Genomic DNA, 19,234 nt, shown 5'->3' with positions numbered 1-19,234 from the left:
AATAAAAATCAAAAATAGAGACAGCGAAAGCAAATTATAGGAACAGCATCCACTCTATGAGGTGAGTCAAATAGTAAAGATCAGAAATTCGTAATATAGTGACCATCTGTAAATAAGGAATTTCTTATGCTAACACTGACGCTCAATAGAGAAAGCCGTACTCCACTGCAACTGCAGATATTTCAATTTTATTTCCAGGCCATTCAGCAGGGTGATTTGCTTTGTGGAGACAAACTCCCCTCTATTCGCGAGCAGGCTCAGGTATTGCACGTTGCTAAAATAACGGTAGTGATGGCCTATGACAAGCTGATGGCAGCTGGGTTAATTAAGAGCCGACACGGCATTGGCTATGAGGTGATATTCACCAGGCCTGTACGTGTAACCCCAGTGCATGCGCCCGTGACTCAGGGCTCCCCACCGGTAAAACCTAAAGCTGCCGGGGTCTCTACCGATGTTTACGCAGAACCCGGGCGGGAATGCTACTGCCGGATAGGCGTCCCCGACCCCAATGCTTTTCCCTGGGCAAGCTGGAGAAAATGGAATAATGCCCCGAGCGTGTTTAAAGAACAATTATTTACCCGATATCATTCACCAAACGGATTATTTTCACTGCGTGAGCAATTAGTCAGATACCTTAATTTAACTCGCGGCATTAATACCCGGGCAGAGAACATCATTATTACCAACGGGATTCAGGAAGGATTGTCACTGCTTAGTCAAATATTTATTATTCATCATGCTGTCAGTCAGCAAAAAAAGTGCCACGTTGTGACCGAGTCCCCTTGTTATTCTGGCGCATGGCATCTGTTTAATTATTATGGCGCAGATATTACGTCAATTGCGGTAGATAACCACGGACTGCAAACAGATAATTTACCCGAAGCGGAAACCCAGCTTTGCTATGTAACCCCAGCTCATCAATATCCGATGGGAAGCGTACTTTCGCTGGAGCGTCGTCAGTCGTTATTGACGTGGGCGCAGCGCGTCGGCGCTTATATCATTGAAGATGATTATGATGCTGTGTTTACCTATGGCGAGAATCCCCTCCCTGCGCTGAAAGCCATGGATTATCACAATCGGGTTATCTACATGGGAACATTTTCTAAAACGCTGGGACCGGGGGCACGTCTTGGCTATCTCATTTGCCCAGATGAACTGCTCCCGGCGGTACAGAATATGAAAGCGCTTAACAACAACGGGAGTCAGTGGTTATTACAGCAATTCTTAGCCGAATTAATGCAAAATCAGGTGTTTTATACGCACATCAGTAAACTGGCCTGCAGTTACGCCGCGCGCCTTATCTTGTTACGCGATGGCCTTTCCAGTCTGTTTTCGGCAGGGAAAATCGCTGGCGCAACGGCGGGTCTGCACCTCTCTTTACGCATTGACAGACACCCCGATACGATAGCGAGGCTGCAGCAGCGTTGCCTGCTGGCAGGGATCCGCTTTGACACGCTGCCGGATATAGAAAATGGGTCAGAAGCCGTGTGGCGTAAGGAAAACAGAGACGCAGTAATGTTTTTTGGCTTTGGCGGGTTGCAGATACAGCAGATCAATAAGGTGTTGTCGGTGCTGGAGCTGGCGCTAACACAGCCTTGATAAACAGCGGGGATTGTACCTGTGGCACAATCCCTGTTGTTAGCCTTACAGCAGATCGCGGAACTGCGTTTGTTTCAGCGCCAGCTCAACGCCGCGAACTTCCGCCAGTCCTTTCAGGCGGCCGATCGCAGAGTAGCCCGGATTGGTTTTCTTGTGCAGATCGTCAAGCATCTGGTGTCCATGATCAGGACGCATAGGGATAGGCCGCAAATCACCCGCTTTTTTACGTCGCTGCTCTTCGTTAAGGATGGCAGCCACCACCGATACCATATCCACATCGCCCTGCAGATGCGCACCTTCGTGGAAGGTTTTTGGGTTCTCTTCACGGCAGGTTGAGCGCAGGTGTGTAAAGTGGATGCGATCGCCAAAGGTTTCGATCATTTTCACCAGGTCATTATCAGCGCGTACGCCGTAAGAGCCGGTACACATAGTGAAACCGTTATTAATGCTGTCGACAGTTTCTTTCAGCCACTGCATATCTTCGATAGTCGAAACGATGCGCGGCAGGCCGAGGATCGGACGCGGCGGATCGTCAGGGTGCACGGCCAGGCGCACGCCGACTTCTTCTGCCACTGGCACAATCGCCCGCAGGAATACCGCCATGTTATCGCGCAGATCGTCTTTGCTGATGCCGTCATATTCGGCAAGGCGCGCACGGAACTGATCCAGCGTATAACCCTCCTCCGCACCCGGCAGGCCGGCAATGATGTTACGGGTCAGCTTTTCAATATCGGCATCGCTCATGGCATTGAAGTAGTCGAGCGCCTGACGTTGTTCTTCTTCGGTGTAATCCGCTTCAGCTCCCGGGCGTTGCAAAATGTGCAGTTCAAAGGCCGCAAAAGCAATCTGATCAAATCGCAGCGCTTTGGAGCCGTCGGGCAGCTGATATTCGAGGTCGGTACGCGTCCAGTCAAGGATCGGCATGAAGTTATAGCACACGGTATCGATGCCACAGGTCGCCAGATTACGGATACTCTGTTGATAGTTGGCAATCCACGTTTGATATTGACCTGAACGTGTTTTGATATCTTCGTGAACAGGAATACTTTCCACCACCGACCAGGTCAGGTCTTTTTCTGCCAGAATAGCCTGACGTTTTTGAATCTCTTCTACCGGCCACACTTCACCGTTGGGAATATGATGCAAGGCGGTCACAACACCCGTTGCGCCAGCCTGACGCACATCATCAAGTGATACTGGATCGTTAGGTCCGTACCAACGCCAGGTTTGTTCCATTGTTTCACCTCACAAGTTGTTATACCAAATTAAGCTAACTGAATGATGACTACCATACAGGCATCCCATAGATGATCAACAGATGGCCGGTCATTGATTGATCCAGCTCACATTCCCCTGATAAATGAGGCACACCAATTCAATTTGCTGTCATATAACTTTATACTGGCATTGTTAATTAATGGTTAATCAGGTGTATTTAATGAAAACTATTGCCTCAGCGCCACTGGCGGAAAATGTCATGATGCCGCAGTACGACCGCCAGCAATTAAAAACGCGGATTGTGCATTTTGGTTTCGGTGCTTTTCACCGCGCCCATCAGGCGTTATTGACCGACAGGGTGCTGAATGCGCAAGGCGGAGATTGGGGAATTTGCGAAATCAGCCTGTTTAGCGGCGATCGGCTGATGCGTCAGCTGCGCGAACAGGATCATTTATTTACGGTGTTAGAAAAAGGGGCTAACGGCAACCAGCCGATTGTTATCGGCGCCGTCAACGAATGTCTGAACGCCACGCTGGATTCGCTGACAGCCATTATTGAAAAATTCTGCGAGCCTCAGGTGGCGATTGTCTCATTGACCATTACTGAAAAAGGCTACTGTATCGATCCGGCAACAGGTTCGCTGGATCTCTCTAATCCGCGTATTATTCACGATCTGCAGACACCGGCTGAACCGCACTCCGCGCCCGGAATTATTGTTGAAGCACTGCACCGTCGACGTGAACGTGGACTGCAACCGTTTACCGTCCTCTCCTGCGATAACATCCCGGACAATGGTCACGTAGTAAAGAACGCCGTGCTGGGAATGGCGAAAAAACGCTCACCTGAACTGGCGCAGTGGATCCTGGCGCATGTCAGTTTTCCGGGCACCATGGTGGACAGGATCGTTCCTGCCGCTACCGAAGCATCACTGGCTGAAATTACCCACGAACTGGGCGTGGCCGATCCTTGCGCAATCAGCTGCGAACCGTTTATCCAGTGGGTGATTGAAGACAACTTTGTCTCTGGCCGCCCACAATGGGAAGCAGCGGGTGTGCAGATGGTCGAAAACGTCTTGCCATGGGAACAAATGAAACTGCGGATGCTGAACGGCAGTCATTCATTTCTCGCTTATCTCGGCTATCTGGCCGGATTCCAGCATATTAGCGAATGTATGCAGGACCGCGCATTTCGTGAAGCCGCTTACCGGCTGATGCTCAAGGAACAGGCCCCCACACTACAAATTACCGATGTGGATTTGGACCAATATGCACTAAGTCTGCTTGAGCGCTTTGCCAACCCGGCGCTGAAGCATAAAACCTGGCAAATCGCGATGGATGGTAGTCAGAAATTACCCCAGCGAATGCTGGAAGGGATCCGCGTACATTTAGCACGTCAAAGCGAGTGGCCGCTGCTGGCGCTCGGCGTCGCCGGCTGGATGCGTTACGTGAGCGGCGTGGATGACTCAGGCGCCGCAATTGATATTCGTGACCCGCTAAGTGAGAAGATTACCGCTCTGGTTAAACAGAGCACTGAATCAGAACGTGTCAGCGCCCTGCTTTCGCTGCGCGAAATTTTCGCTCCCGATCTCGTCCAGAATCCGCAGTTTGTCGCAGCGATTGAAAAAGCCTGGCAACGTATTACTCAATACGGAGCACATCAGGCTGTCATTACCACGTTAAATAATTAACGATTTCTGCCATTAAACCGGACGAAGTGCGTCTTCGTCCTCTCACCCCTTCTCTTTTTCGCCGTTTTTCGCCAGGATTGTTAAATGCCATTACGGTAATTTATGATTCTGGAGTAAATGTGACTAAAACCAATCTCATCACTGGTTTCCTTGGCAGTGGCAAAACCACCTCTATTCTTCATCTATTGGCGAACAAAAATCCCGCAGAGAAGTGGGCCGTGCTGGTCAATGAGTTTGGCGAAGTAGGCATCGATGGCGCGCTGCTGGCCGACAGCGGCGCACTGCTAAAAGAGATCCCCGGCGGCTGTATGTGCTGCGTTAACGGTCTGCCGATGCAGGTTGGCCTCAATACGCTGCTACGTCAGGGAAAACCTGACCGTCTGCTGATTGAACCCACTGGCCTCGGCCACCCAAAACAGATTTTGGATTTACTCACCGCACCGGTTTACGAACCGTGGATCGATCTGCGTGCGACCCTCTGTATTCTTGACCCGCGGCTGTTACTGGATGAAAAAAGCGTCGCCAATGACAATTTCCGCGACCAGTTGGCCGCCGCGGATATCATAGTGGCCAACAAAGCCGACCGCGCCACAGCGGAAAGCGAAAATACCCTGCAAAGCTGGTGGCAACACTTCGGCGGCAATCGCCAGTTAGTTCACGCCGACCATGGGCAAATTGACGGTCAACTACTGGATTTGCCCCGACTAAACCTGGCGGAGCTTCCTGCAAGCGCTGAGCATACCCATAGTCATGCCGATAAAAAGGGGCTGGCGGCATTGAGTCTGCCTGCCCAACAGCGCTGGCGGCGCAGCCTGAACAGCGGACAGGGCCATCAGGCCTGCGGTTGGATTTTTGACGCTGACACAGTCTTCGATACCATCGGCCTGCTGGAATGGTCACGCCTTGCCCCCGTAGGGCGCGTGAAGGGGGTAATGCGTATTAAAGAAGGACTGGTACGCATTAACCGCCAGGGAGATGACTGGCATATTGAAACGCAAAATGTTGCGCCACCGGATAGCCGTATTGAACTTATTTCCGATACCGAGACCGACTGGAATGCGTTACAGGGCGCGTTGTTGAGACTTCGTTTAGATGGTGGCGCGTAAGGTTGCCTTCGTTTTATAGCAATGGTAAACGACGATGAAAACCCGATATCCTCTTATTCTCCTGCTTAATATTGCGGGTCTGGCGCTATTTCTGTCCTGGTATATTCCAACCGGGCATGGGGTCTGGTCCTCACTGGATACGGATGTTTTCCGCTTCTTTAATCAGAAGCTGGTGGAAAACCCGTTGTTTTTATGGATTGTTGCTATCACCAATAATCGGGCCTTTGATGGCTGCTCATTGCTGGCAATGGGCGCATTGATGCTGCACTTTTGGCTGAAAGAGGCGTCGGAAGGTCGCCGACGCATTGTGGCTATTGGCCTGGTAATGCTGCTCACCGCCGTGGTATTAAATCAATTGGGTCAGGCGCTAATTCCCGTTAAACGGGCCAGCCCTACTCTGATGCTGGATAATATTTATCGTGTCAGCGAGCTGCTGCATATTCCAACCAAAGATGCGTCCAGAGACAGTTTCCCCGGCGACCACGGTATGATGCTGCTTATTTTTTCCGCATTTATGCTGCGTTATTTCGGAAAAATCGCAGGCATAATCGGCCTTATTATCACTGTGGTTTTTGCCTTCCCGCGCGTAATGATTGGCGCTCACTGGCTCACCGATATCGTGGTCGGTTCCATGACGGTCGTCTTGATTGGACTTCCCTGGTGGTTAATGACGCCATTAAGCGACCGATTAGTCACGCTGTTCGTGAATTATCTGCCTGGTAAAAACAAACAATTTTCAAACAAATAACACAGAGTAATTAACATCATCAGGGATACTTCTGATTCCCTGATGATGCTTGCCGATATTTCATCATTCTGATTGTCATTCTCCTGTCACATTATTCATGTTGCAAATGAATGAGTTGCCTGTTTTTTCCTCTGATTGTTCTTATTTTATACAATGCCGTTTATTCACTTTCTGTATCAATTTTTCTTATAAGAAATCACGTAAAATCACTCGCAATGACCGGAGCGATCGGGTAATCTCGAACTCGTTTTGCCTCGCAGGGTAATTATTCTCTTTACGAATAAATTTGTGCGTTCTGCCACAGATTTGACCTTAAAGAATTGTCTCATCATGCGATGGTAATTAGTCTCGTCACGTTTGGCATTTTTTATAACGATATTTATCGTTAAGGACTTCAAGGGAAAACAAACAAAATGGTCAAATCTCAACCGATTTTGAGATATATCTTGCGGGGCATACCCGCGATAGCAGTTGCGGTTCTGCTTTCTGCATGTAGCACAACGAACACCGCCAGGAATATGCATTCTGAGACGCATGCTGTGGGCAATGGAGATAACTCTTCACTGCAAGCCTCTCAGGATGAATTTGAAAATATGGTGCGTAATATTGATGTTAAATCACGTATTATGGACCAGTATGCTGACTGGAAAGGCGTGCGTTACCGCCTTGGCGGCAGCACTAAAAAAGGTATTGATTGTTCAAGCTTCGTACAGCGTACGTTTCGCGAACAATTTGGTTTAGAGCTTCCTCGCTCAACCTATGAACAACAGGAAACGGGTAAATCCGTTTCGCGCACTAATCTGCGCACAGGCGATCTGGTTCTGTTCCGTGCTGGCTCTACTGGCCGACACGTCGGTATTTATATCGGCAACAACCAGTTCGTACATGCCTCGACCAGCAGTGGCGTTATCATTTCCAGCATGAACGAACCTTACTGGAAAAAGCGTTACAACGAAGCTCGCCGGGTCCTGAGCCGCAGTTAATTTCGTTTGGCAGCTATCCCTTGGCTATCCTGATGAGACATATAAAAAAGCACTGCTACGGCGGTGCTTTTTTTTGCGTTGCTTTTGTGACTAAGAAAAATCTCACAACATGAATCATTTCAGGTTATATTCATACAGGACAAATGGTTACTTCAGGTAAACATAAGGAACTATGTTAAGACGCTCCTCTTCTTCCGAACGTAAACTCCTGCTCACCTGCGTTATAACGGGGATAGTCGTCGCGTTACTCGTCAGCTCGCTGCAGTTTTTTATGTCATGGCATCAACGAAACGCAAAGTACGACACGCTAACGTCTAACATACAAAGTTATATAGAAAGTTTCTTCGTTGACCTTGAAACCACCACCAACACGCTACAGCCTCTGGTAAAAGACACCTGCTCGCAAGCTTCAGCTCAACTCACTTCCAGCGCTGCGTTTAGCCTGAATGTTCGGGCCTTTTTACTGGTAAAAGACGGTATCGCTTTCTGCTCTTCAGCAACCGGTCCAATGAATACTCCTCTTCAGCAGTTGGTTCCCGTTCTGGACATGACGAAAGATATCGATATGGATCTCCAGCCCGGTACGCCAATGATGCCGAATAAACCGGCAATACTCATTTGGTATCGCAATCATTCATTACAGAACAGCGGCGTTTTTGCCACTCTGAATGTTAACCTGGCCCCCTATCTTCTCTATAACGCCAGGCAAGATGATTTCAACGGCGTAGCACTCATCGTCGGGAAGACGGCTATCACCACGTTTTCCGAACAATTAATCCCTGCGTCCAAACTCCCTGCCATCCCATCCTATAATGCACGGTTGTCTACATTCCCGTTGGAGGTGCGTTTTTACGCGGATCGGTGGACGTATAAAGATGTGGGATACGCCATCATGCTCGGATGCTTGGCCGGGATCATGACCGCCCTCCTTCTCTGGTACTACATCTATGCCGTCCGTTTACGCCCGGGGAAAGATATCCTTAACGCCATCAAACACAATCAGTTTTATGTGGTGTACCAGCCCGTCGTAGAGGTGCAAACGCTGGAGGTGAAAGGTGTCGAGGTACTATTACGCTGGCATCACCCGACCACCGGTGAGATCCCTCCGGATGCCTTTATTCACTACGCAGAATCACAGAAAATGATTGTGCCGCTAACCCAGCACCTCTTTAAGCTGATAGCCCAGGACGCACCGATGCTACAAAAAGCATTGCCCGCGGGCGCAAAACTGGGGATCAATATCGCGCCAACGCACTTACACGGCGAGACGTTTAAAGATGATATTCAACGCCTGTACACTTGTCTTCCCGCGCACTTTTTTCAACTGGTGCTGGAAATCACCGAGCGGGATATGCTGCATCAACACAAGGCAATCGAGCTATTTGAATGGTTGCATTCAGCAGGTTTTGAAATTGCCATTGATGATTTTGGCACAGGTCATAGCGCACTTATCTATCTGGAGCGCTTTACCGTTGACTACCTGAAAATCGATCGCGGCTTTATTAACGCCATTGGGACGGAAACCCTGACCTCTCCGGTTCTGGACGCCGTGTTGACACTCTCTAAACGTCTTAATATGCTGACAGTTGCTGAAGGGGTTGAAACACCTGAGCAAGCCCGTTGGCTGCGCGAGCGTGGAGTACATTTTTTCCAGGGATACTGGATTAGCCGACCATTAAAGCTTGCTGATTTCGTGCGTTGGATGGCGCAGCCCAATAAGCCGACGTGGTGATCGCAGTATGCGAATCATAGACTCTCACTCGCCGCCGCATCTCTTATCTCTCAGGCATGATGCCTGTCGGGTTGTGGCAGGAAAAGGAAATCGCTTTTAATGATCCCTCGCGTATTGCTGCTGTTTATCGCCCTCATCGGGTTTAGCGCCGAGGCGCAGTCCATCAAAGAAAGCTATGCTTTTGCCGTACTGGGTGAACCGAAGTACGCGTTCAACTTTAATCATTTTGATTACGTAAACCCTGCGGCCCCCAAAGGCGGGCAAATCACTCTCTCCGCCATCGGCACTTTTGATAACTTCAACCGCTATGCAATGCGCGGTAACCCCGGTGCGCGTACCGAAACCCTCTACGATACGCTGTTTACTACCTCTGACGATGAACCTGGCAGCTATTATCCACTCATCGCCGACAGCGCACGCTATGCTGACGACTATTCCTGGGTGGAAATCGCCATTAATCCACGAGCGCGTTTTCATGATGGTTCTCCCATTACTGCCAGCGATGTCGCATTCACCTTCCACAAATTTATGACCGAAGGCGTGCCGCAGTTTCGTCTGGTCTACAAGGGAACAACGGTAAAAGCCATCGCGCCATTAACCGTACGCATTGAATTAGCCAAACCGGGTAAAGAGGACATGCTCAGCCTGTTTTCATTACCCGTGATGCCAGAGAAGTACTGGAAAGATCATAAGCTCAGCGACCCCCTATCATCACCTCCGCTCGCCAGCGGTCCTTATCGCATCACGAAATGGAAAATGGGCCAGTATATTGTCTATTCGCGCGTCAAAGATTATTGGGCCGCTAATCTGCCCGTCAATCGCGGACGCTGGAACTTTGATACTATCCGCTACGACTACTACCTGGATGATAACGTCGCTTTTGAGGCGTTTAAGGCCGGGGCGTTTGACCTGCGTCTTGAGAACGATGCCAAAAACTGGGCGACGCGTTATACCGGGAGAAATTTCGCGAATCATTACATCATTAAAGATGAACAAAAAAATGAATCCGCCCAGGATACGCGCTGGCTGGCATTTAATATTCAGCGTCCGGTGTTCAGTGACCGACGGGTGCGGGAAGCCATCACCCTGGCCTTTGATTTTGAATGGATGAATAAAGCACTGTTCTATAACGCCTGGAGCCGGACCAACAGCTATTTTCAGAATACCGAATATGCTGCTACAAAATACCCCGATGCAGATGAACTGGTGATTCTCGCCCCTTTGAAAAAAGATCTCCCTCCTGAGGTCTTCAGCCAAATCTATCAGCCGCCAAAATCAAAAGGCGATGGCTACGATCGTGAGAACTTGTTGAAAGCTGATACCTTACTGGAACAATCCGGATGGGTACTCAAGGGGCAGCAACGCGTAAACAGCGTCAGCGGTAAACCCCTGAGCTTTGAGCTGTTGCTCCCGGCGGGTAGCAACAGTCAGTGGGTGTTGCCGTTCCAACACAACCTGCAACGCTTAGGCATTACGATGAACATCCGTCAGGTTGATAACTCGCAAATCACCAACCGCTTGCGCAGTCGCGACTATGACATGATGCCAAGGTTGTATCGCGCGATGCCATGGCCGAGTTCTGACCTGCAAATTCTGTGGGCTTCTGATTATATTGACTCCAGCTACAACGCTCCCGGCGTGCAAAGCCCGGTAATCGATAACCTGATTGGCCAAATCATTGCCGCGCAAGGTAATAAAGCCAAACTTATCCCACTCGGTCGGGCACTGGACAGGGTTTTAACCTGGAATTACTACATGTTGCCGATGTGGTTTATGGCAGAGGATCGTATCGCCTGGTGGGATAAATTTTCGCATCCGGCTATTCGCCCAATTTATACCATTGGCCTCGACAACTGGTGGTATGACGTCAACAAAGCGGCGAAACTGCCCGCTGCCAGACGGCAGGGAGAATAAATGGGCGCTTATCTGATTCGACGCCTGCTGCTGGTGATCCCAACGCTTTGGGCGATCATTACGATCAATTTTTTTATCGTGCAGATTGCCCCCGGCGGCCCAGTTGAGCAGGCCGTCGCCGCTATTGAGTTCGGGCAAAGCGGGGCATTACCTGGTGCGGGCAGTGAAGGCGTTCGCGCCAGCCACGCGCAAACCGGTGTTGGTAACATTAGCGACAGTAATTATCGCGGCGGCCGGGGTCTTGACCCGGAAGTCATCGCCGAAATCACTCGGCGTTACGGGTTCGATAAGCCCATTCATGAGCGCTATTTCAAAATGCTTTGGGACTATATTCGTTTCGATTTCGGCGACAGTTTGTTTCGTAGCGCCTCAGTGCTGACACTTATCAAAGACAGCCTGCCAGTTTCCGTTACGCTGGGTCTATGGAGTACGCTCATCATCTATCTGGTGTCAATACCGCTTGGGATCCGCAAAGCAGTTCATAACGGCAGCCGATTTGATGTCTGGAGCAGCGCATTTATTATTATTGGCTATGCCATACCGGCCTTTCTGTTTGCCATTTTGCTGATCGTCTTTTTTGCCGGGGGTAGCTACTACGACCTGTTCCCGCTGCGCGGCCTGGTTTCCGCCAATTTTGACTCCCTGCCCTGGTATCAGAAAGTGACCGACTACCTTTGGCATATTACCTTACCCGTGCTTGCAACGGTGGTTGGCGGGTTTGCCGCACTGACCATGCTGACCAAAAACTCATTTCTGGATGAGGTACGCAAACAGTATGTCGTCACCGCACGCGCCAAAGGGGTCAGCGAGAAGAATATTCTCTGGAAACATGTGTTTCGCAACGCCATGCTGCTGGTAATCGCGGGCTTCCCGGCGACGTTTATCAGTATGTTTTTTACCGGCTCGCTGCTGATTGAAGTGATGTTCTCGCTTAATGGTCTGGGGCTACTGGGATATGAATCCACCGTATCACGCGACTATCCGGTCATGTTTGGCACGCTCTATATCTTCACCCTGATCGGCCTGCTGCTGAATATCCTCAGTGACATCAGCTATACGCTGGTCGATCCCCGTATTGATTTTGAGGGACGTTAATGTCGCGATTAAGCCCCGTCAATCAGGCCCGCTGGGCGCGTTTTCGCCATAACCGTCGCGGTTATTGGTCGCTGTGGATTTTTCTGGTGCTGTTCGGCCTTAGCCTGTGTTCAGAACTGATTGCCAATGATAAGCCGCTGCTGGTGCGCTACGACAACAGTTGGTATTTCCCCTTGTTCAAAAACTACAGTGAAAGCGACTTCGGCGGACCGCTGGCGACCCAGGCTGATTATCAGGATCCTTGGCTACAGCAGCGCCTGGAAGACCAGGGCTGGATCCTGTGGGCGCCAATACGCTTTGGTGCTACCAGCATTAACTTTGCCACCGATAAGCCCTTCCCTTCCCCGCCTTCGGCACAAAACTGGCTGGGAACGGATGCCAACGGCGGTGACGTGCTGGCGCGGATCCTGTACGGCACACGTATTTCTGTTCTGTTTGGTTTAATGCTAACTCTGTGCTCCAGCGTGATGGGGATAATGGCTGGCGCAATCCAGGGCTATTATGGCGGCAAGGTGGACCTGTGGGGGCAGCGCTTCATTGAAGTTTGGTCAGGTATGCCAACGCTGTTTCTGATCATTTTGTTGTCGAGCGTGGTCCAGCCTAACTTCTGGTGGCTGCTGGGCATAACGGTGCTGTTTGGCTGGATGAGCCTGGTGGGCGTGGTGCGCGCGGAGTTTTTACGCACCCGAAACTTTGATTACATTCGTGCCGCTCAGGCGCTCGGCGTGAGCGATCGCAGTATTATTCTGCGCCATATGCTACCCAATGCGATGGTTGCCTCTCTGACCTTTTTACCGTTTATTTTATGCGCCTCGATAACGACCCTGACCTCGCTGGATTTTCTTGGGTTTGGCTTACCGCTTGGCTCGCCATCGCTGGGAGAACTCCTGTTGCAGGGTAAAAACAACCTGCAGGCACCGTGGCTTGGCATTACCGCGTTCATCTCCGTTGCCCTGCTCTTATCGCTACTGATCTTTATTGGTGAAGCGGTACGCGACGCGTTCGATCCCAACAAGGCGATTTAAGATGACACAACCTCTGTTAGCTATTGACAATTTATCGGTAGGTTTTCGCCAACAGAACACCGTGCGCACCGTGGTCAACAGTCTGTCACTGCGCGTTGATGCCGGGCAAACGCTGGCACTGGTGGGTGAATCCGGCTCAGGTAAAAGCGTGACCGCGCTGTCTATTTTACGGTTGTTACCCTCCCCTCCGGTAGTCTACCTTTCCGGCGATATCCGTTTTCATGGCGAATCATTACTTCACGCCGATGAGCAAGTGCTTCGCGGCGTGCGGGGGAATAAGATCGCCATGATTTTCCAGGAACCAATGGTGTCACTAAACCCACTTCACAACCTGGAAAAACAGCTTTATGAAGTGCTGTCGCTGCATCGAGGAATGCGTCGGGAGGCCGCGCGTGCAGAAATACTGACCTGTCTTGATCGTGTCGGTATTCGTCAGGCGGCCAAACGACTCGCAGACTACCCGCACCAGCTGTCCGGCGGTGAACGCCAGCGCGTGATGATCGCCATGGCGCTGCTAACGCGACCGGAGCTGCTGATTGCCGATGAACCCACCACCGCGCTGGACGTTTCCGTCCAGGCGCAGATCCTGCAGCTGCTGCGGGAATTGCAGCGTGAGCTGAACATGGGATTGCTGTTCATTACCCATAACCTCAGCATTGTGAAAAAACTGGCCGATACCGTAGCAGTCATGCAAAACGGCCAGTGTGTTGAGCAAAATCATGCCGCACAGTTGCTCAGTGCGCCAACGCATCCCTATACGCAGAAATTGTTAAACAGCGAACCTTCCGGCGACCCGATACCTTTACCAGCCGGGCAAGCCCCGCTGCTGGAAGTGGAAAAACTGTGCGTCGCATTCCCCATCCGCAAAGGTATCCTGAAGCGTGTGGTGGACCACAACGTCGTGGTTAACAATATCAGTTTTTCTCTGCGACCCGGTGAAACGCTGGGGCTGGTCGGTGAGTCAGGGTCGGGGAAAAGCACTACCGGACTGGCGCTCCTGAGGTTAATCACCTCACAGGGAAGCATTGTGTTCGATGGTCAGGCGCTGCATACCTTAAATCGTCGCCAGCTGTTGCCGATCCGTCACCGCATACAGGTGGTCTTTCAGGATCCCAACTCCTCGCTGAACCCGCGCCTGAGCGTGCTACAGATTATTGAGGAGGGGTTGCGCGTTCATCAGCCTACCCTTTCAGCCGAACAGCGCGAAGCGCAGGTGAAGGCGGTAATGAAGGAAGTGGGACTGGATAGTGAAACGCGACATCGTTACCCGGCGGAGTTCTCTGGCGGCCAGCGTCAACGTATAGCTATTGCCAGGGCATTGATTCTCAAGCCCTCCCTGATCGTTCTGGATGAACCAACATCGTCGCTCGACAGAACCGTACAAGCGCAAATCCTGACGTTGTTAAAGTCCTTACAGGAAAAGCATCGGCTGGCTTATATCTTTATCAGCCATGATCTGCACGTCGTACGCGCGTTATGCCATCAGGTTATTGTGTTACGTCAGGGAGAGGTCGTGGAACAAGGGCAATGCGAGCACGTATTTAACGCGCCACAGCAGGCGTATACGCGTCAGCTACTTGCGCTAAGCTGACGCTCAAAACGGATTGTTGTTTGAAAATGGTTCTGCGATGGCCACGCCGAAATTTTTCAGTCTGCAGGTCGCGGCAAATTCATCCTGACGATTCACAAACAGACACGGCTCCCCTTCGCATTCCAGCACGGAACAAGGTACCTCAATGTCGCTGAGGGCTTGACTAAGTTTGTGCATGACTGACCATGCGCTGTCACCATCAGGGCTAAGCAATTTGAGAGCCACCAGGCTGTTTTCATTGCTCTGACCGTTGTGCGGAATCGGTTCAACCTTTGAACCTGCGAAACCCACCGACCAACGATAGCACTGCGGCAGACGATGAACGATTGAGAGTTGTAATGTCATCACTTTCTTTCCCTGGAAGTACAATCACTTCACAATTATTTTACATCAATATTAACACATTATTGACAATACGTCTTTAGACAGTTGGTAAACGTTTACACCCAGTCTTTACGACGCTTTCCGAACCCACTATTTAAATTTATTCAACGGTTCAGGCATGTTTCCGCGCTATATGTACTCGTTTCTGCGATCTAACTCAACCTTTTTAACTACAATGATGTGACTTTTTACATAAATTGATTTTACATAAAATAAACATACGCGGGGAAAATGATAGATTTGCGGTTGATGTACATCAACTCTGGAGGCCTTATGGCCCCCAGGTTGTGTAATAGATCACCGTTTTTTGGCGCGACTGGCGTAGAGATAGAAGAGAATTGAGCTGGTGGCGCAAAATGCTATCGACCATATCATTGGCCAGGCCGAGTTAAAGGTAGCCAGAGATAACAGCGCCCCAACGATAGCGCCAATGCCAAAGCGGAACGTCCCTGCCAGCGATGACGCCGTTCCCGCCATATGTGGAAATTCATCGAGAATCACCGCCATGGCGTTGGATGACACCATCGACACGCAGCCAACAAACGCCGCAACGCCTACCACCAGCGCCCAGAAGCCAACCCCGAACAATGCACTAAAGACCATCCAGCCTGCCATCACGAACTGGATCCACAGGCCAATACGGAACATATTCAATGCACCAACCCGCCGAACAAAGCGGCTGTTGATGATGGTCATCACGAACAGGAACACAATGTTCAGCGCGAAGTAATAGCCGAAATGCTGCGGTGAAACGTGGTTGATCTCAATGTAGACGAAGGGGCCGGCGCTCAGGAACGAGAACATCCCGGCAAAGCTGAACCCACTGGCCAGCATATAGCTCAGCACGCGTTTATGGCGAAACAGCGAGGCAAAGTTACCAATAGTGGTACGCAGGCGAAACGGCTGGCGACGCTCTACCGGCAAAGTCTCTTTGATCAGAGTAAGGATCATCACCGACGCCAGAATAGCGGCCACGGCGAGGATCCAAAAGATGTAGTGCCAGCTCAGCCATACCAGCACCCAGCCACCGATAATCGGCGCCATTAATGGCGCGATAGTCGTGACCAGCATGACGAATGACATCATGCGCGAAAACTCTTCTTTCGGATAGATATCACGCATCAGGGCGTTGATAACCACGCTCGCTGCTGCAGCAGCCAGGCCGTGGAAAAAACGCATCACGATCAGCTGATCGATGGTTTGCGCCAGTGCGCAGGCCACTGCCGCCGCCGCAAACACCAGCGTCCCGCCCAGAATCACTGGCTTGCGTCCAAGACTGTCTGCCATTGGACCATAGAACAGTTGACCCGCTGCAAACCCCAGAATATAGGTACTGAGGGTCATCTGCGCGCTACCAGCTGGCACACCAAACTGTTCAGAGATAACAGGCAGCGCCGGAAGATACATATCAATCGACAACGGCATCAACATGGCTAGCAAGCCAAGGATAAAGACAATGGCAATTGACGAGTTCTGCCGGGTGGTCACATTTAGCTCCTGAAATTAACGCGGGGTTAAGTTAACGCTGGCAATTTCTTCTTCGGTCAAAGGACGATATTCACCCGGCGCCAGATCATCATCAAGCCTGATGTCACCAATCCGTTCACGGTGCAGTTCCACAACGTGGTTACCCACGGCGGCAAACATACGTTTAACCTGATGATAGCGCCCTTCGCTGATGGTCAAGCGCACCTGAGTTGGCGTAATGACTTCCAGCAAGGCTGGCTTGGTCAGGTCTTTCTCATTATGCAACTGTACACCATGGGCAAACTGTTCGGCGGTATCATCTGCCACTGGCGACTCCAGCGTCACCAGATAGGTTTTCTCGCAATGGTGACGCGGCGAAGTGATGCGATGCGACCACTGTCCGTCATCGGTCATCAGCACCAGTCCGGTGGTGTCGATATCAAGACGCCCTGCCGCATGCAGTTTGTAGGCCACCGGTTCATCAAGGAAATAGAGCACCGTCGGGTGATCCGGGTCATCCGTTGAGCATACATAACCCTGGGGCTTATTCAGCATAAAATAGCGTGGGCCATTTTGTTGAACCAGGGAATTACCGTCATATTCTACGTCGTGTTCTGGCAGCAGCTTAAAAGCGCTATTTCTGACGATTTCACCGTCGACGGTAACGCGGTTAGCACGGATCTCACGCCCGGCAATAGCGCGGCTGACGCCGAGTTGCTGAGCGATAAATTTATCAAGTCGCATGAGTGTGATTTTGCCTGTAAAAATACGAGAATCGGGTTTACGCCCGAAAAGTGGGACCGTTATCCGCCCAGTATAGCGGCGTTACACCATCCCTCAAGAGAAATGATTCATGGCATACTACTCCTTGTTATTGTTTATTTTAGTGAGCCCATGATTTTTACTCTTCGCCCGTACCAAAAAGAAGCTGTTGACGCCACGCTCAACCATTTTCGCCATCACCGCACGCCGGCGGTGATCGTCCTGCCAACCGGTGCGGGCAAAAGCCTGGTGATTGCCGAGTTGGCCCGCGTGGCGCGCGGTCGCGTACTGGTACTGGCGCACGTCAAAGAACTGGTCGCGCAAAACCACGCCAAATATTGCGCGCTGGGGCTGGAAGCCGATATTTTTGCCGCAGGTCTGAAGCGTAAAGAGAGCCACGGGAAAGTGGTATTTGGCAGCGTACAGTCGGTGGCACGTAATCTGGATGCCTTTCAGGGAGAATTCTCTCTGCTTATCGTCGATGAATGTCACCGTATTGGCGATGATGAAGAGAGTCAGTATCAGCAAATCCTCACTCACCTGACCAAAGTAAATCCCCACTTACGCCTGCTCGGGCTTACCGCCACACCTTTTCGTTTGGGCAAAGGCTGGATTTACCATTTTCATTATCACGGAATGGTGCGCGGCGATGAAAAAGCGCTGTTTCGCGACTGCATTTACGAATTACCACTGCGCTACATGATTAAACACGGTTATCTGACGCCACCAGAACGCCTTGACATGCCGGTCGTGCAATATGATTTCAGCCGCCTGCAGGCGCAGAGTAACGGCCTGTTTAGCGAAGCGGACCTGAATCAGGAACTGAAAAAACAGCAGCGAATAACGCCGCATATCATCAGCCAGATTGTCGAGTTTGCCCAGACGCGTAAAGGGGTGATGATTTTCGCCGCCACCGTTGAGCATGCCAAGGAAATTCTGGGTTTGCTACCTGCTGACGATGCCGCGCTAATCACCGGGGACACGCCTGGCGTTGAACGCGACGTGTTAATTGAAGAGTTCAAAGCCCAACACTTTCGCTATCTGGTGAATGTGTCGGTCCTGACCACCGGCTTCGATGCCCCGCACGTCGACCTTATCGCCATTCTGCGCCCGACCGAGTCAGTTAGCCTTTACCAACAAATTGTCGGCCGTGGGCTGCGCCTGGCACCGGGTAAAACCGACTGTCTGATCCTCGATTACGCTGGCAACCCGCACGACCTGTACGCGCCGGAAGTCGGTGCGCCGAAAGGGAAAAGCGACAACGTTCCGGTACAGGTGTTCTGCCCTGCCTGCGGCTTTGCCAACACCTTCTGGGGCAAAACAACGGCCGACGGCACGCTGATTGAGCACTTTGGCCGCCGCTGTCAGGGATGGTTTGAAGATGATGACGGCCATCGAGAACAGTGCGATTTTCGTTTCCGTTTTAAAAACTGCCCACAGTGCAATGCGGAAAATGACATCGCCGCCCGCCGCTGCCGGGAGTGCGACACGGTGCTGGTTGACCCGGATGACATGTTGAAAGCCGCGCTCAGGCTTAAAGACGCGCTGGTTTTGCGCTGCAGCGGGATGGCGCTACAAAATGGGCAGGATGAAAAAGGCGAATGGCTGAAAATAACCTATTACGATGAAGATGGCGCCGACGTCAGCGAACGCTTTCGCCTGCACACTCCCGCGCAGCGAACGGCCTTCGAACAACTGTTTATTCGCCCGCATACCCGAACGCCCGGCATTCCCTTACGCTGGATAACCGCCGCCGATATCCTCGCCCAGCAGGCGCTGTTACGTCATCCTGATTTCGTGGTGGCGCGCATGAAAGGTCAGTACTGGCAGGTACGTGAAAAGGTCTTCGATTATGAAGGACGCTTTCGTCGGGCACATGAATTACGCGGTTAATCGTACTTTTGATTGATGTGCCAGGCGTTT

General features: G+C 51.2%; 15 protein-coding genes. 11 read left to right on the top strand and 4 right to left on the bottom strand.

Going from position 1 to position 19,234, the window contains the following annotated elements:
• The first annotated feature begins 126 nt into the window (after positions 1–126).
• Complete coding sequence (gene pdxR, locus OGX99_RS16420) at positions 127–1,599, top strand: MocR-like pyridoxine biosynthesis transcription factor PdxR (RefSeq protein ID WP_210904556.1); 1,473 nt, start codon at positions 127–129, stop codon at positions 1,597–1,599.
• Between the two features lie 45 nt (positions 1,600–1,644).
• On the opposite strand, the gene uxuA is transcribed toward pdxR, so the two are convergent.
• Positions 1,645–2,835: a mannonate dehydratase gene (uxuA, locus tag OGX99_RS16415; protein ID WP_187253422.1), complete on the bottom strand. Its 1,191-nt coding sequence runs from the start codon at positions 2,833–2,835 to the stop codon at positions 1,645–1,647.
• 202 nt (positions 2,836–3,037) lie between these two features.
• Here uxuA and OGX99_RS16410 point away from each other — a divergent pair, with 202 nt between their 5' ends.
• The 9 genes from OGX99_RS16410 (at position 3,038) to yejF (ending at position 14,698) form a co-directional block, all read left to right on the top strand.
• Positions 3,038–4,504, top strand: a complete 1,467-nt coding sequence (locus OGX99_RS16410) for a mannitol dehydrogenase family protein (RefSeq protein WP_151219857.1) — start codon at positions 3,038–3,040, stop codon at positions 4,502–4,504.
• A gap of 119 nt (positions 4,505–4,623) precedes the next feature.
• Positions 4,624–5,610 carry a CobW family GTP-binding protein gene (locus OGX99_RS16405; RefSeq protein WP_286544237.1) on the top strand — a complete coding sequence of 329 codons (987 nt, stop codon included), beginning with the start codon at positions 4,624–4,626 and terminating at the stop codon, positions 5,608–5,610.
• Between the two features lie 34 nt (positions 5,611–5,644).
• A complete protein-coding gene (locus OGX99_RS16400) occupies positions 5,645–6,358 on the top strand; it encodes a phosphatase PAP2 family protein (protein WP_151219859.1) in 714 nt (237 codons plus the stop codon).
• A gap of 413 nt (positions 6,359–6,771) precedes the next feature.
• A complete protein-coding gene (gene mepS / locus OGX99_RS16395) occupies positions 6,772–7,341 on the top strand; it encodes a bifunctional murein DD-endopeptidase/murein LD-carboxypeptidase (RefSeq protein WP_003027474.1) in 570 nt (189 codons plus the stop codon).
• Positions 7,342–7,513: 172 nt separating this feature from the next.
• Positions 7,514–9,073 (top strand): cyclic di-GMP phosphodiesterase, encoded by a 1,560-nt coding sequence (locus OGX99_RS16390; protein ID WP_210904553.1) that lies wholly within the window; start codon positions 7,514–7,516, stop codon positions 9,071–9,073.
• 99 nt (positions 9,074–9,172) lie between these two features.
• Entirely contained in the window at positions 9,173–10,987 is a 1,815-nt protein-coding gene (locus OGX99_RS16385) for an extracellular solute-binding protein (protein ID WP_286544234.1), read from the top strand.
• Complete coding sequence (locus OGX99_RS16380) at positions 10,988–12,082, top strand: microcin C ABC transporter permease YejB (protein ID WP_003834575.1); 1,095 nt, start codon at positions 10,988–10,990, stop codon at positions 12,080–12,082.
• Positions 12,082–13,107 carry an ABC transporter permease gene (locus tag OGX99_RS16375; RefSeq protein WP_151219862.1) on the top strand — a complete coding sequence of 342 codons (1,026 nt, stop codon included), beginning with the start codon at positions 12,082–12,084 and terminating at the stop codon, positions 13,105–13,107. The genes OGX99_RS16380 and OGX99_RS16375 overlap by 1 nt, the downstream gene beginning before the upstream one ends.
• Position 13,108: 1 nt before the next feature.
• On the top strand, positions 13,109–14,698 hold the full coding sequence (yejF, locus tag OGX99_RS16370; protein ID WP_151219863.1) for a microcin C ABC transporter ATP-binding protein YejF: 1,590 nt from the start codon (positions 13,109–13,111) through the stop codon (positions 14,696–14,698).
• A gap of 3 nt (positions 14,699–14,701) precedes the next feature.
• Here the strand turns inward: yejF and OGX99_RS16365 are convergent, their stop codons facing one another.
• From OGX99_RS16365 to rsuA, 3 genes are all read right to left on the bottom strand, one after another.
• On the bottom strand, positions 14,702–15,046 hold the full coding sequence (locus tag OGX99_RS16365; protein WP_087051313.1) for a YejG family protein: 345 nt from the start codon (positions 15,044–15,046) through the stop codon (positions 14,702–14,704).
• 333 nt (positions 15,047–15,379) lie between these two features.
• Complete coding sequence (locus OGX99_RS16360) at positions 15,380–16,570, bottom strand: Bcr/CflA family multidrug efflux MFS transporter (RefSeq protein WP_286544231.1); 1,191 nt, start codon at positions 16,568–16,570, stop codon at positions 15,380–15,382.
• A 15-nt stretch (positions 16,571–16,585) separates the two neighbouring features.
• Positions 16,586–17,293: a 16S rRNA pseudouridine(516) synthase RsuA gene (rsuA, locus tag OGX99_RS16355; RefSeq protein ID WP_151219865.1), complete on the bottom strand. Its 708-nt coding sequence runs from the start codon at positions 17,291–17,293 to the stop codon at positions 16,586–16,588.
• 150 nt (positions 17,294–17,443) lie between these two features.
• Here rsuA and radD point away from each other — a divergent pair, with 150 nt between their 5' ends.
• On the top strand, positions 17,444–19,204 hold the full coding sequence (gene radD, locus OGX99_RS16350; RefSeq protein ID WP_151219866.1) for a DNA repair helicase RadD: 1,761 nt from the start codon (positions 17,444–17,446) through the stop codon (positions 19,202–19,204).
• Positions 19,205–19,234: the final 30 nt, after the last annotated feature.

This window comes from Citrobacter sp. Cu096 (assembly GCF_030332285.1).
In the GTDB taxonomy this organism is placed as follows: domain Bacteria; phylum Pseudomonadota; class Gammaproteobacteria; order Enterobacterales; family Enterobacteriaceae; genus Citrobacter; species Citrobacter meridianamericanus.
This window is presented reverse-complemented; position numbering and strand designations above follow the sequence as displayed.

What these genes read in the sequence shown, in the direction of transcription:
- OGX99_RS16400 (WP_151219859.1), top strand. Translation starts at nt 5,645, where the DNA reads ATGAAAACCCGATATCCTCTTATTCTCCTGCTTAATATTGCGGGTCTG.
- OGX99_RS16410 (WP_151219857.1), top strand. Translation starts at nt 3,038, where the DNA reads ATGAAAACTATTGCCTCAGCGCCACTGGCGGAAAATGTCATGATGCCG.
- uxuA (WP_187253422.1), bottom strand. Translation starts at nt 2,835, where the DNA reads ATGGAACAAACCTGGCGTTGGTACGGACCTAACGATCCAGTATCACTT.
- rsuA (WP_151219865.1), bottom strand. Translation starts at nt 17,293, where the DNA reads ATGCGACTTGATAAATTTATCGCTCAGCAACTCGGCGTCAGCCGCGCT.
- mepS (WP_003027474.1), top strand. Translation starts at nt 6,772, where the DNA reads ATGGTCAAATCTCAACCGATTTTGAGATATATCTTGCGGGGCATACCC.
- OGX99_RS16380 (WP_003834575.1), top strand. Translation starts at nt 10,988, where the DNA reads ATGGGCGCTTATCTGATTCGACGCCTGCTGCTGGTGATCCCAACGCTT.
- yejF (WP_151219863.1), top strand. Translation starts at nt 13,109, where the DNA reads ATGACACAACCTCTGTTAGCTATTGACAATTTATCGGTAGGTTTTCGC.
- OGX99_RS16375 (WP_151219862.1), top strand. Translation starts at nt 12,082, where the DNA reads ATGTCGCGATTAAGCCCCGTCAATCAGGCCCGCTGGGCGCGTTTTCGC.
- radD (WP_151219866.1), top strand. Translation starts at nt 17,444, where the DNA reads ATGATTTTTACTCTTCGCCCGTACCAAAAAGAAGCTGTTGACGCCACG.
- pdxR (WP_210904556.1), top strand. Translation starts at nt 127, where the DNA reads ATGCTAACACTGACGCTCAATAGAGAAAGCCGTACTCCACTGCAACTG.
- OGX99_RS16385 (WP_286544234.1), top strand. Translation starts at nt 9,173, where the DNA reads ATGATCCCTCGCGTATTGCTGCTGTTTATCGCCCTCATCGGGTTTAGC.
- OGX99_RS16390 (WP_210904553.1), top strand. Translation starts at nt 7,514, where the DNA reads ATGTTAAGACGCTCCTCTTCTTCCGAACGTAAACTCCTGCTCACCTGC.